Here is a 12,562-nt window from a genome sequence, read left to right as displayed (position 1 = left end):
ATCTTTTTGAGCGTTTCGTGCTACGCCACTTTTTCTCAAAGCATGTCTAACCCTATCATACCAAAAATCCAGTGATTAATGTACTAAAAATTTGCTGTGATCCATTAGAGTTCTATGAGAAATCTAAAAAAGAAAAAGCATTCCCTTCCCATTATTTAATGGAAAGAAACCGGAATGCTTTACGGTGATCAATTGTTTGCTTCTCAGGACCACGTCTATCTGTTTAGATTAAACTTCCATGATTTCTGCTTCTTTATTTTTCGCGATTTCGTCAATGCGCTTGATGCTTTCATCTGTGATCGCTTGAACGTCTTCTCCGTAAGAACGAAGATCGTCTTCTGTTATCTCGCCACTCTTCTCTAGTTTTTTCAACTCTTCATTGGCATCACGGCGAATGTTACGAATCGCTACTTTTGCTTCTTCTGCTTCTTTTTTCACTTCTTTTACAAGTTCGCGACGGCGTTCTTCTGTTGGTTGTGGGATCGATAAGCGTAGAACTGTACCATCATTATTTGGGGATAGCCCAAGATCTGATTTTAAGATCGCTTTTTCCACATCTTCCAAACTATTTTTATCAAATGGTGTGATCACAAGGAGGCGTGCTTCTGGGATGCTGATCGATGCGATTTGATTGATCGGTGTTGGGGCACCGTAATAATCTACTGTGATGCGGTCAAGCAAAGAAGCGTTTGCCCGTCCGGCACGGATAGTTCCCAATTGTTTACTTAATGAATGTTCCGCTTTTTCCATTCTTGCTTTTGATTGTGTGATAACTTCGTTTGACATTTTTATTTCCCCCTGACAGTTGTACCGATTTTTTCACCTAAAATAACACGTTTGACATTATTGTCCTTCTCTTCAAACGAAAAGACAATAAGTGGGATATCATTATCCATGCTAAGCGACGAAGCGGTAGAGTCCATCACTTGCAGTCCTTCTTTGATAACATCTAAATAGGAAAGCTCTTCATATTTAACAGCGTTAGCATCTAATTTCGGATCTGCATTATAAACGCCATCCACATTGTTCTTCGCCATTAAAATCACGTCTGCTTCAATTTCTGCTGCCCGAAGCGCTGCAGTTGTATCTGTCGAGAAATATGGATTTCCCGTACCACCAGCGAAGATTACGACACGTCCTTTTTCCAAGTGTCTGATTGCTTTCCGGCGAATATAAGGTTCAGCGATTTGGCGCATATCGATAGAAGTTTGTACACGTGTTGCTACCCCAATATTTTCCAAGGAATCTTGAAGGGATAAGGAATTCATGACCGTTGCAAGCATTCCCATATAATCCGCTGCCGCACGATCCATTCCCATCTCGCTGCCTAATTTGCCGCGCCAGATATTTCCGCCGCCAACGACGATAGCAACTTCTACACCTAGTTCCACTACTTCTTTCACCTGTGCTGAAATCGAATTGACAACACCTGGGTTGATTCCAAAACCATCTGTTCCAGCAAGGGCTTCACCACTTAATTTTAATACTACACGTTTGTATTTCGGGGTATCCATAATAACCTCCATTTTTATAATCTACTACATAGATAAGGCTACGCTCTATCCATCGTATCTATTTTACTAAAAAAAAAGCATTAGCAAAAGCATTTTACTTAAAAAAGTTGAATTAACTTTACATGTCCTTTTTTATTTTAACAGAATAAACGTATTTTTGCGCACATAATATAGAAGAAAATGATATTCGCAGATGTCATTGTGATGACAGCGTATTTGTTGTGTAGATGTCATGCTTCTCCAACTCCGTTTCTAAAAAGCGAACATTCAATGTTATATTATTCATTAAAATACGTTGTTTTTATCACATATCGCACGCCGAAGAAAATGAAAAGGGTTACTTTGCTCAATATTTACCATAATTAATATAATTTACACAAAAACACGAACTATTCATCGAAAATTTACAATAAAAAACTGGCTATCTCTTTTAAATTTTGGTAAGATTTGAGTAGTGATTTTATTACATAAAATTACATAGTTGTGATGGGAAAGAAATCTTTCCTACATTCCAAAGGGGGAAATTTATTCATGAATAGTTTCAAAAAGGCAACCATTATGGCGCTTGGATTAATCCTTGCCATCGTGCTGACAGCATGTGGAGGCGACAAACAAGCAAGCAGCAAAGACGGCTATGAGCCGAAAGAGTTAAAGGTGCAGTTTGTTCCATCGCAATCCGCAGAAACGCTTGAAGCAAAAGCAAAACCTTTAGAAAAACTATTGTCTGATCAACTGGATATTCCAGTAAAAGTAAGCGTCTCAACAGATTATAATACAATCATCGAAGCTATGGACTCGAAACAAGTCGATGTAGGTTTCCTACCTCCAAATGCTTATGTTTTGGCACATGAACAAAGCGATGCGAAAGTGCTTCTTCAAGCAGAACGTTTCGGTATCAAACAACCAGGCGGAAAATCGACAGATAAATTAACAGACTCTTATCGCTCGATGGTAATTGTCAAAAAAGGCAGCAAAATCAAAGACTTGAAAGATCTGAAAGGTAAAAAAATCGCGACGCAAGACGTAACTTCTTCTGCTGGCTATGTATGGCCAGTTGCAGAAATGAAAAAAGCTGGTGTCGATATTGAAAAAGACGGCATCAAGACAGTACAAGTCAAAGGCCATGACCAAGCCGTTCTTTCCGTATTGAATGGTGACGTGGACGCCGCTTTTGTTTTTGAAGATGCTCGTAATACAGTAGCAAAAGATGTTCCAGATATCTTTGACAAAGTAGTTCCCGTTTATTTCACAAAACCGATTCCTAACGATACAATCACTGTCCGTTCGGATATGAGCAAAAAATGGGATAAAAAAATCCAAGATGCTTTTATCAAAATCGGTAAATCGAAAAAAGGTCACGATATCATTTCTTCTGTTTATTCTCATGAAGGCTATAAAAAATCAAAAGACAGCAACTTTGATATCGTTCGTGAATACGCTAAAGAAGTCGGTCAATGATAACCGATACGCAGTTTAAGTAAGAAAACCGATAGAATGAGGTTGTCTTCTGCTTCGGCGGGAGATAACCTTTTCTGCTATCAAAAAGAGAAACGCAATCTACTGGAGGAATATAATTGTATGGAAGCACTAAATGCAAAACAATCGATTATTTCATTTAAAAATGTCAGCAAAATCTATCCAAATGGGGTTAAAGGATTAAAAAATATCAATATTGAAATCGAAAAAGGTGAATTCGTCATTGTTGTCGGATTATCTGGAGCTGGAAAAAGTACCATGCTTCGTGCGATCAACCGGCTGCATGAGATTTCTGAAGGCGATATCAAAATCGATGGCAATTCGATCACAAAAGCAAAAGGCAAAACACTGCGCTTGATCCGCCGTGATATTGGGATGATCTTCCAAAGTTTCAATCTAGTTAAGCGCTCTTCTGTTTTGCGAAATGTGCTGACTGGGCGTGTCGCGTATCATCCAACTTGGAAAACAATGTTCAACCTCTTCCCCACTAAAGATAAAGAACTCGCTTATCAAGCATTACAGCGCGTAAACCTTGCAGAAAAGATCTATACACGCGCCGACGAACTTTCCGGTGGTCAACAGCAACGTGTTTCCATTGCCCGCGCCTTGACACAAGAGCCGAAAATCATTTTGGCTGACGAGCCGGTCGCTTCACTTGATCCGCTTACGACTCAAAAAGTAATGAATGACTTGAAGCGTATCAATCAAGATCTACATATCACTGTCGTTGTCAACCTCCATTCCGTGGAATTAGCTAGAGAATACGGGACACGGATCATTGGTCTGCGCGATGGCGAACTGGTTTTTGATGGACCTGTTGCTGCGGCGACAGATGAGACCCTTCGAAAAATCTATGGAGAAAAAATCCTCGAAGAAAATGAGGGAGTGGAATAATGAAAGAAAACGCTACACTTTTACCGAAGCCAAAAAGCAAATGGAAAAATTGGCTGTGGTTGGCGATTTTTATCGTTGCTTTGCTCTACAGTTCCGATCTTTCCGGCGTAGATATCGCCTCTTTGTTGACAAATGGCAATCAGATCACATCTATCCTTTCCAAAATGGCACACCCAGACTGGGCATACATTACAATCATTATCGAACCTTTATTAGAAACGATTCGCATGGCGGTCCTAGGTACTACGATCGGTGCAATTGTCGCGCTGCCTTTCTCGATCCTAGCCGCGCGTAATATCATTAAAAATCGAATAATCAACGCAGTACTGCGTTTTGTTTTAAATATCATTCGTACGATCCCTGATTTGATGTTAGCCGCTATGTTTGTGGCGATCGTCGGGATTGGCCCTGTGGCTGGTATTATCACCCTTGCGATCTTTTCATTCGGAATGATCTCGAAACTATTTTACGAAGCTATCGAAACTATCGACGAAGGACCGATCGAAGCAATGACAGCTGCCGGCGCTAACAAATGGCAGATTATTCGCTTTGCAGTTGTTCCTCAAGTAAGTAGCCATTTCTTCAGCTATTTTCTATATGCGTTTGAAATCAACGTTCGTGCTTCCACGGTACTTGGCTACATCGGCGCTGGCGGGATTGGGATCTTCTTACAACGGTCACTCAGCCAGTTCCGTTATGACCGTACCTCTATTATTGTTATCGTAATTTTTGTCGTCGTACTTATTATCGATACAATCAGTAATAAATTAAGGGAGCGATTATTATAATGTTACCACTTGAACCGCGAAAAAATAGATATAAAATGATTGCCACCATTATAATCATCGCCTTGATCTATGTTTGGGCAATCGCAGGCACACCATTTGTTGGTATCAAAGATTCCGCTGGTGAGATAACAAAATCGATTTTATCCGGAATCATTCATCCGGATTGGCACTATATTTATACAGGTGACGGCGAAGATTTGATCAGTATGCTGATCCAAACGCTGGCAATTGCCTTCCTAGGAACATTCATCTCCGCAATTTTAAGTTTGCCACTTGCTTTTTGGGCTGCTCGAAATCGGAAAAGCAACCGAGCAATCTCTGGTTCTGGAAAGATCATTCTGACCGCGATCCGGACATTCCCAGAAATCGTACTGGCGATCATCTTTATCAAAATGGTTGGACCAGGTTCTTACGCCGGCGTTTTAGCCGTGAGTATCCATTCGATCGGCATGCTGGCAAAACTTTACAGCGAAGCAATCGAAAATATGGATCATGGCCCGAGTGAATCGGTCATGAGTTCTGGTGGTAGTAAAGTAAACATTCTGTTCTTTGCTACTTTGCCGCAATTGATTCCTGAATTTATTTCCTACACCCTTTATCGATTCGAACTCGCTGTTCGTTCCGCTTCGATTTTAGGTATTGTTGGCGCCGGCGGGATCGGGACGCCGATGATCTTTGCGATCGACGGCCGTTCTTGGGACCGTGTCGGCATTATTTTGATCGGAATAATTGTTATGGTTACCTGTATTGATCTGATTTCAGGCGCCCTCCGCAAAAAATTAGTTTAAGAAGTGAGGTTATAAGAAGATGAAACTAACTATTTTAGCAACAAGTGACCTACATGGCTATATCGAACCAACCAATTTCGGCAGCCGCGGACAGAACCAGCCATTTGGTGCCGCAAAAGCTGCAGCAGTCATCGAAGCGGCTAGAAATCATGCGGACGGACCTACAGTTGTCATTGAAAACGGCGATTTTATCCAAGGCTCACCATTGAGTTATTATATTGCTAAGCAGCAAGCTGGATCTCCTGAACTGTTGACGAATGTCGCAAATGCAATTGGCTATGATGCCGGCATTTTAGGAAATCATGAGTTTAACTATGGTCGCGATTATCTAGAGCAAGCGACAGCAGCTTACAACTATCCCATCCTTTGCGCAAATATCATTGATGCAAATGGTTCACCAGCATTCGGCAAAGCCTACACGATCTTAGAAAAAGCAGGTCTCAAGATCGCTATTCTAGGCCTGACGACTTCCTATATTCCAAACTGGGAACATCCTAGCCATATTGAGGGCCTGCAGTTTTTAGATGTAGCCACAACTGCAAAAAAATATATTCCCAAGCTTCGCGAACTGGCAGATATCGTGATCGTTAGCTACCATGGCGGTTTTGAGCGTGATTTAATAAGTGGCGAACCAACCGAAGCGCTGACCAAAGAAAATCAAGGCTACCAACTTTTGGAAGAAGTCCCAGGCATTGATGCCCTCATTACCGGCCATCAGCATCGCGTGATCGCAGATACTATCAACGGCGTCCCCATTATCCAGCCAGGCTTTCGCGGAGAATATGTCGGGCAGATAGTTTTAGGATTGGCAGCTGATAACGGCAATTACAGCATTACAAGTGCCACGCCTTCCCTATTAGCGACAAAAGATGCTATACCGGATAAGACCGTCAGCGAACAAATCGCGCCAATTGCTGCCGAAGTAGAGAATTGGCTAGATGCCCCCCTGGGGACAGTAAGCGGCGATATGCGTATCACAGATCCCGATAAAGCCCGCCTCTTTGAACATCCGTACGTGGAATTTATCCAAAAAGTACAAATGGAGGCAAGCGGTGCAGCCATTTCCGGGACAGCTTTATTTAATAACGAAGGAACTGGATTTGGTCATACCATTACCATGCGTGACGTTGTGACCAATTATATTTATCCAAATACATTGGCCGTTTTAAAAGTTACTGGCGCGGATCTACGCGCTGCTCTAGAGCGTTCCGCTTCCTTCTTTCAAATGGAAGCTGACGGTTCGATTGGTATCAATCCAACATTCATCAGTCCTAAACCCCAATATTATAATTACGATATGTACGAAGGCATCAACTATACGATCCACGTTCAGCAAGCAATCGGCGAACGCGTTTCTCCGCTTCTTTACAAGGGAAAACAAGTTCAACCTGACGATGTGCTGGAAATCGTTATCAACCAATATCGAGCGGTCGGCGGCGGTGATTATCCTATGTTTGATGCCAGTAAGATCATCCGCGAGATCCAAATAGATATGACAGAACTGATTGCTGACTACCTTAAACGGCACCCGATTGTTAAAGCAACGGTCAATAATAATTTTCAAGTTAGAATTTAAAAAGCACATGGAAACAAAGAAGCCTGGAAAGAAAATCATGAATCTAGATTTTCTTTCCAGGCTTTTATAAAAAGTAAATACTATATTAACTACTTAAGGAATTTTTTAAGGTCATTGCCCTAATAGCGTAAGACTAAATTTATTCTTACCAATAAGATCAGCAAAGAAACCTTTAAACGTCCGAAAGTCGCCTTCATAATTGATTTTAAATTGTTTATAGATTCGGCTCATAAAATGGTCTATGATCTAAAAAATAATAATTCCGGGCCGAAGCGAGGTTTATTTTAGTTCCACTCTAAGTTTGGAACTTGCTCAATGAATGTTTTCCCATCAATTATACCTTGCATAAATAAAGCTTCTGCGGTTTCAAAGTATTGTGTATCTGAATTAGGAGCGGACAGAAGGAAACTTTTTTCTTCTGGCACTCGGCTAATCCACCACTCCTCGTTCTTATAGTCAAAAGAAAGTTCTTGATCGTGCTCTTCAATTTCTTTTCTAAATTGCTTCCACTCTTCTTTTGTCAACTGTTTTCCTCCTCATTAGTACCATTTCTTTTTCAATTTCAGTTCACCTTTTTTATCCTTATACCAATCGTGCCGATGCGGTACTTTTGGATGTTGCTTAGGATTATTATGGTCCGTGTAATGGATGTCTGTTTGAGCTTCTCCATTTTTCCCATAGTAACGCCTCTTCATAAGTTTGCCATTTTTATAGTAATCAATTGAAGAATATTTTTTATACCTTCTCGGAAAGTTTTTCTCGCTCGTGACTTTCTTATTATTCCCCTTAACCTTTTTACCTTTTTTCTTAGCTGACTTGTATTTTTGAGCTTTAGTCTTTTTCTTTTTCTTCTTCTTTTTCTTTTTACTCTTCTTTTTTCCTTTGTTCGATTTTGGTTTTGGCTTTGGTTTCGGAGCTGGCTTTGCATTCCCTCCGCCCGATGCAGGTGCACGTCCTACTCCACCACCCGGTGAAGGTGCACTCCCATCTGTCTGATTTGCCGCAGGGCTAGCAGTTTGTTCTTTTGCTATTGCTACAGTCGCTGATACACTTACAGAAAATAACATTAAACTAGCTGCTAATATGTACAGTAGATGCTTTAATTTCATTTTCTCACACTCCATTATATAATATCCCCTTTAGGATAACAAAATGAGTGTTTAATTTGTATAGGAACGTCGTGAAAGGTCTATATTTTGTCCTAAACGATCAAAAATGGATGTAAATTTCCAATTTCTGCATACAGAGATATGTAATTTAAAGGCACTAAGACCTAATTGATTATAATAAAAAACCCCACCGTGTTGTAAGTTTGAATCCCGTTTCTGGAAAGCCTTGGACCATTACTAGATTAAATGAATTACTAAAAAAAGTAGAGCAAAAAACTGGCTTTCACGTCCATCCACATATGTTAAGACATACGTTTGCAACACAAACTGCATTATCCGGAATAGATCGATCAGAAGTGCAAAATTTTATTGGCCATAAAAACATGAGCATGACAGATTACTATACGCACTCGACAAAAGAAGGAAAACAAAAGCTCGTTGATATTATGGATAAAAAATTTAATTAATATGGGAACTTTTGTTAACTAGAAAAAGTTCCCATTTAGTTCCCATTTTTAAATACTCTTTCATACCTTTTAACACATCGATAATCAAAGAAAACCCGCTAATCGCAAGGATTAACGGGTTTTTAAAAATCATATAAAGGTATAGAAATCGACTTCTACTTTTTAACTTGAAAAATAATAAACTTTGCAACTCATTGCCTTACAACGGTTATCAAAATAATAATACTTAAATCCCGGAAAAATCCCAAATAAAAAATTAATATTTTCTATATTTTAATTACTTAAATACTTATCAATATTCGGAGCATCTCCATTAGTATCAAGAAGTGCTTTGTAATAATCAGGAATGCTATATTCTTTGTTATTATTATCTAAATACTCAACCTTAAAACGTAAACTTAGAGTTTCCCCAGCTTTATACTTATCAGTCAGGTTATTAGCAAACACAATACCATAATCATCACCGGTATTACTTTCAAATTTAAACGTGCTTATATTTTGTTCTGCATCGTATTCCACACTATGAATAGTATCTTTAAAGTCAATTGAATCCCCAGCTTTAAAGTTTCTCATACTGTATACATAATTGTCAGAGTCGTCTTTCATTTCATTTATAAGATCATATATATTTAGTGTTTTCTTAGCATCTGATTTATCTGCAAAGTTCGCTTTAAGAACCTCTCCATAGCCGTCCAGATTTTCCACACCATCTTCTGTATCTATCTCTTTAGGTAAAACAGATCGGAAAACGCCGTTTGCTCCATCATATCTATATGCAATGAACGGCGTAGCTTTCATTTTATCAACCACAACAAATCTTGCAACATATCTTTCTTTTTTTGGAAATTTATAACCCTTGATTTGTCCTGGATTAACCGATTTATTTATTACATCTTTTCCTTTTGAATTTGTTAATATTAGAGCTACTTTTTTCAACCAGTAAAAAGGAGAACTATCCATATAGAGTGCCACTGAATGTCCTTTTTTTTGTGCATATATAGGGAATTTTACACTGGTACCGGTTTTACCTGAGTTAAAATTATAAGTTCCTGGTGTTATTGTCTCTCCGTAGCTTCCTTTACTAGATTTTGCATTGACTTTATAATATTTATTACTGACTTTAGCTAGTACATAAAAAACGCCTTTCCCTACCCATTTCCCCAACCCGCTTCAGCCTTATGTGGGGCGCTAAAAATAAAAGCAATGGATAAAGTGAGTGCTATCAAAGTAACAATAGTGTTTCTTAGTAGTTTTTTCATTTTGTTTCTCCTTTTAGCTTTTAGTATTTTTAATAAATTTAAACAACAATTCTACCAATATGTAACCAAATAAGAAATCTAACGCAATTATCACCATTCCTGAAATAAATCCAGCAGCTGTGGGATAATCAAAAGGCAAACTATTACCTAGTGGAGCCAATATAAATTCGTTTATTAAATAAGCAAATCCCACAGTTAAGACTATCTTGATTATTATTTCTACTATTCTCATATTTCTAACCTCCTTCCAAAATAGATTTTATCATACTGTAATCATTTTGTAATCTATTTACATGAAATAAGATTATGTATTTATCAATCCATAAAAAAAGACCGCCGATCTAAATTAACTAGATCGGCGGTAATAATTTATTTAATTACTAATTCTTGATTTGTTGTCAACTCTGGTGAAGTAAGATCGTTAGCAGCTAACAATTTTCCCACGCTTATATTAAACCGCGTAGCAATCTCATGGATTTTATCTCCCTCTTTGACTGTGTACTTAATATTTCTATCGACAGAAGGGGTTTCAAAATTATAGTTGCTGATCCAGGGTTCTGTATCAGCCGGAGAAAAACCGCTCGCCTTCATTTGGCTTCTAAATTGACTTTTATTAGTATTGTCGATTGCTGCTAAGTGTTTTGAAACGACTTCTTTTTTGTTTTTGGAACTAAAAATGCCAAGGGTTAAAGCCCTGACACGGTTTAACATATTTTGAACAGCACTTGAAATGCTATCTGTTTTAAAAGCCTCAGAAGCGTTTTTAAGACCGTTTAATTCATCTGATACATTTACACATCAAACTCTTTCAAAACAACCTCAGACAACTGCTGAACTAGCGAGAGCAAACTTTTTTCGTAACTCTTTTCTAAATTAAGAGGGTATCTTGTTTTTGGAATCCTAGTCATTAGAATCAGCTACCTTTTGATTATAGGCATCTAAAACATGACTAGCCATGAGGTCGATATCCTCTTGTGTGACCCCATCATTTTTAGTTGAGTTGTCTTGACCGTCGAATCTTCCGAAACGCTTATCAAAAACAGTATCTGGGCCTAGTACGCCATTAACAATGTATTTTTCATCGGTTTCGGCATTCAGCTTGCGAATCTCAAGCTCGCGGATCGTGCGGGAAATAGAAGTTAATAAATTGCCGTCCAGCCCTGCATAAAGTGCTTGCTCTTCGTCAGTTAAAAACTCCCAGCTGATTGATTCATATTCGCCCGTGGTCACAGCGTTACTATTACCAACCGGAGCGCCACCGCCTACGTTACCTATTGCGTTCTTATTGCCTCGCGGGGCACCTCCAGTGTTTCCAATAGCGTTACTGTTTCCTTTTAACGATTGGTAACGTTCCTTTTCATTAGTAACGCTACTATTCGATTTAGGAACGCTCTCAATAGGATCATCAAGCGACCACTTATCGGTAGATTTCCACTTTCTGATCTGACCAGCAGAACATACAAGTTTTTCTGCAATATCAACCAATTTCATTTCTCCCCGGCTTTCTAGCCAGAATCTTTTTGCTTCGTCCCTGCGCGGATCTCGTTTTCTTGACATAGCACATTAGCCACCTCACTTGTGTTGTGTTTGTTTTAGATATATACTTTTTATAAAAAGGGGTTTTTTGAATGTTAAATGAAGAAGAATATCTTAATAAATTTATAGCTAAGCCCGGTTATGCTGGTTTCACAAATGGTCGTTTTGGATTTGAAACGCGAAATCAAGCAAGTATTTGTCCGCACTGTAACGCTAAAGCTCAACAAGCATGGTATAATGTTGAAGGTTACCAATATAAATTGGGTGTTAATCAGCTTTGCCATTTTCCAACCACCGTATTAGAAATAGAAAACTTGATAAGACCACTCAAATATTTCATGACAGTTTGTGCTTCTTGCGAAAGCATCTCTTTTTATAAAGATGAAGTACTAATATACCCCTCAGAAATAAACCATGTCCATCCTATTGAAGAAATGCCTGATGATATAAAAAAAATATTTAATGAAGCGAACAGTGTTCTGTCTATTTCACCTAAAAGTTCTGCTGCTTTAAGCCGGTTAGGACTGGAAATGTTGTTACATCATTTAAACTATCATGGAAAATCTATTGATTCTTCAATAAAGAAAGCTGTAGAGCAAGGCCTCTCTCCAAAAATCCAAAAAGCAATGGATACACTTAGAGTAATAGGCAATAACTCTGTTCACCCTGGTCAAATAGATGTTCATGATGACAAAGAAACTGCTAAGACATTGCTCTTACTTCTCAATGTTATAGTTGAACATCAAATAACAACACCAAATATGATTGATAGCTTATTTGATGAACTTCCTGAAGGTGCAAAAAAACATATTGAAAAACGTGATAAAAATTAATTTCTTAATAATCGATCTGCTTCTATAAGAATCTTTAAATCCTGAACAGATTCGAGTTTAATAACACCATTTTGAAGGTTCTGCAGCCACTTACCTAATGCAGCTCGAATGATCTTGCGGTACTCTTCATTTGTCTTTGAGGTTTCCTCAGCCTTTTTCAATTCATATTCAAGTAGTTCTTCTGGACTAATTTCGTGACTATTTTCATACTTATTACTCATTGCCGTCACCGATCCTTTTCAAATAGAATAGAGAAAGAGATAGCAAAAGACCACGCGTGGTCTTTTGCTATCTCTACGTCGATGACGGCGTTATGTGGAGG

Annotated in this window: 16 protein-coding genes; 7 read left to right on the top strand and 9 right to left on the bottom strand. The window is 38.7% G+C overall.

All coding sequences use genetic code 11. From position 1 onward, the window contains the following. Positions 1 to 228 precede the first annotated feature (228 nt). Complete coding sequence (frr, locus tag EL241_RS06095; protein ID WP_003756113.1) at positions 229 to 786, bottom strand: ribosome recycling factor; 558 nt, start codon at positions 784 to 786, stop codon at positions 229 to 231. 2 nt (positions 787 to 788) lie between these two features. Then, positions 789 to 1,514: a UMP kinase gene (gene pyrH / locus EL241_RS06090; RefSeq protein ID WP_040486485.1), complete on the bottom strand. Its 726-nt coding sequence runs from the start codon at positions 1,512 to 1,514 to the stop codon at positions 789 to 791. Between the two features lie 531 nt (positions 1,515 to 2,045). On the opposite strand from pyrH, the gene EL241_RS06085 reads away from it, so the two are divergent. The 5 genes from EL241_RS06085 to EL241_RS06065 all read left to right on the top strand — a co-directional run bounded on the left by EL241_RS06085 (position 2,046) and on the right by EL241_RS06065 (position 7,036). Continuing rightward, a complete protein-coding gene (locus EL241_RS06085; protein WP_036104302.1) occupies positions 2,046 to 2,972 on the top strand; it encodes a phosphate/phosphite/phosphonate ABC transporter substrate-binding protein in 927 nt (308 codons plus the stop codon). Between the two features lie 147 nt (positions 2,973 to 3,119). Further along, the gene (gene phnC, locus EL241_RS06080) at positions 3,120 to 3,884 is read left to right on the top strand and encodes a phosphonate ABC transporter ATP-binding protein (protein ID WP_197721061.1); all 765 of its coding nucleotides are present in this window, start codon (positions 3,120 to 3,122) and stop codon (positions 3,882 to 3,884) included. After that, on the top strand, positions 3,884 to 4,672 hold the full coding sequence (gene phnE, locus EL241_RS06075; protein ID WP_003756121.1) for a phosphonate ABC transporter, permease protein PhnE: 789 nt from the start codon (positions 3,884 to 3,886) through the stop codon (positions 4,670 to 4,672). Before phnC ends, phnE (EL241_RS06075) begins: the two co-directional genes overlap by 1 nt. Further along, the gene (gene phnE / locus EL241_RS06070) at positions 4,672 to 5,460 is read left to right on the top strand and encodes a phosphonate ABC transporter, permease protein PhnE (protein ID WP_003756123.1); all 789 of its coding nucleotides are present in this window, start codon (positions 4,672 to 4,674) and stop codon (positions 5,458 to 5,460) included. The genes phnE (EL241_RS06075) and phnE (EL241_RS06070) overlap by 1 nt, the downstream gene beginning before the upstream one ends. A gap of 19 nt (positions 5,461 to 5,479) precedes the next feature. Next, positions 5,480 to 7,036 (top strand): bifunctional metallophosphatase/5'-nucleotidase, encoded by a 1,557-nt coding sequence (locus tag EL241_RS06065; RefSeq protein WP_036104309.1) that lies wholly within the window; start codon positions 5,480 to 5,482, stop codon positions 7,034 to 7,036. 284 nt (positions 7,037 to 7,320) lie between these two features. On the opposite strand, the gene EL241_RS06060 is transcribed toward EL241_RS06065, so the two are convergent. Together EL241_RS06060 and EL241_RS06055 are read right to left on the bottom strand one after the other, a co-directional pair. Then, positions 7,321 to 7,560 carry a hypothetical protein gene (locus tag EL241_RS06060; protein WP_003756127.1) on the bottom strand — a complete coding sequence of 80 codons (240 nt, stop codon included), beginning with the start codon at positions 7,558 to 7,560 and terminating at the stop codon, positions 7,321 to 7,323. A 15-nt stretch (positions 7,561 to 7,575) separates the two neighbouring features. After that, a complete protein-coding gene (locus EL241_RS06055; RefSeq protein ID WP_170166146.1) occupies positions 7,576 to 8,145 on the bottom strand; it encodes a hypothetical protein in 570 nt (189 codons plus the stop codon). A 167-nt stretch (positions 8,146 to 8,312) separates the two neighbouring features. On the opposite strand from EL241_RS06055, the gene EL241_RS13925 reads away from it, so the two are divergent. After that, positions 8,313 to 8,612, top strand: a complete 300-nt coding sequence (locus EL241_RS13925; RefSeq protein WP_126320686.1) for a tyrosine-type recombinase/integrase — start codon at positions 8,313 to 8,315, stop codon at positions 8,610 to 8,612. A 273-nt stretch (positions 8,613 to 8,885) separates the two neighbouring features. On the opposite strand, the gene EL241_RS06045 is transcribed toward EL241_RS13925, so the two are convergent. From EL241_RS06045 to terS, 4 genes are all read right to left on the bottom strand, one after another. After that, the gene (locus tag EL241_RS06045) at positions 8,886 to 9,776 is read right to left on the bottom strand and encodes a hypothetical protein (RefSeq protein WP_036104315.1); all 891 of its coding nucleotides are present in this window, start codon (positions 9,774 to 9,776) and stop codon (positions 8,886 to 8,888) included. Between the two features lie 108 nt (positions 9,777 to 9,884). Next, positions 9,885 to 10,103 (bottom strand): hypothetical protein, encoded by a 219-nt coding sequence (locus EL241_RS06040; protein ID WP_036104319.1) that lies wholly within the window; start codon positions 10,101 to 10,103, stop codon positions 9,885 to 9,887. Between the two features lie 137 nt (positions 10,104 to 10,240). After that, positions 10,241 to 10,582 carry a LysM peptidoglycan-binding domain-containing protein gene (locus EL241_RS06035; protein ID WP_036104322.1) on the bottom strand — a complete coding sequence of 114 codons (342 nt, stop codon included), beginning with the start codon at positions 10,580 to 10,582 and terminating at the stop codon, positions 10,241 to 10,243. Between the two features lie 189 nt (positions 10,583 to 10,771). Continuing rightward, on the bottom strand, positions 10,772 to 11,428 hold the full coding sequence (gene terS / locus EL241_RS06030; protein ID WP_077912717.1) for a phage terminase small subunit: 657 nt from the start codon (positions 11,426 to 11,428) through the stop codon (positions 10,772 to 10,774). 71 nt (positions 11,429 to 11,499) lie between these two features. Here terS and EL241_RS06025 point away from each other — a divergent pair, with 71 nt between their 5' ends. Then, a complete protein-coding gene (locus EL241_RS06025) occupies positions 11,500 to 12,240 on the top strand; it encodes a DUF4145 domain-containing protein (RefSeq protein ID WP_126320419.1) in 741 nt (246 codons plus the stop codon). On the opposite strand, the gene EL241_RS06020 is transcribed toward EL241_RS06025, so the two are convergent. Beyond that, the gene (locus EL241_RS06020) at positions 12,237 to 12,461 is read right to left on the bottom strand and encodes a hypothetical protein (protein WP_036104324.1); all 225 of its coding nucleotides are present in this window, start codon (positions 12,459 to 12,461) and stop codon (positions 12,237 to 12,239) included. The two genes, EL241_RS06025 and EL241_RS06020, sit on opposite strands and share 4 nt — an antisense overlap. Between the last annotated feature and the right edge of the window lie 101 nt (positions 12,462 to 12,562).

It is taken from the genome of Listeria grayi, from assembly GCF_900638015.1.
Taxonomy (GTDB): domain Bacteria; phylum Bacillota; class Bacilli; order Lactobacillales; family Listeriaceae; genus Listeria; species Listeria grayi.
The sequence above is the reverse complement of the archived record's forward strand: the minus strand, read 5'-3'. Positions and strand labels throughout refer to the sequence as shown.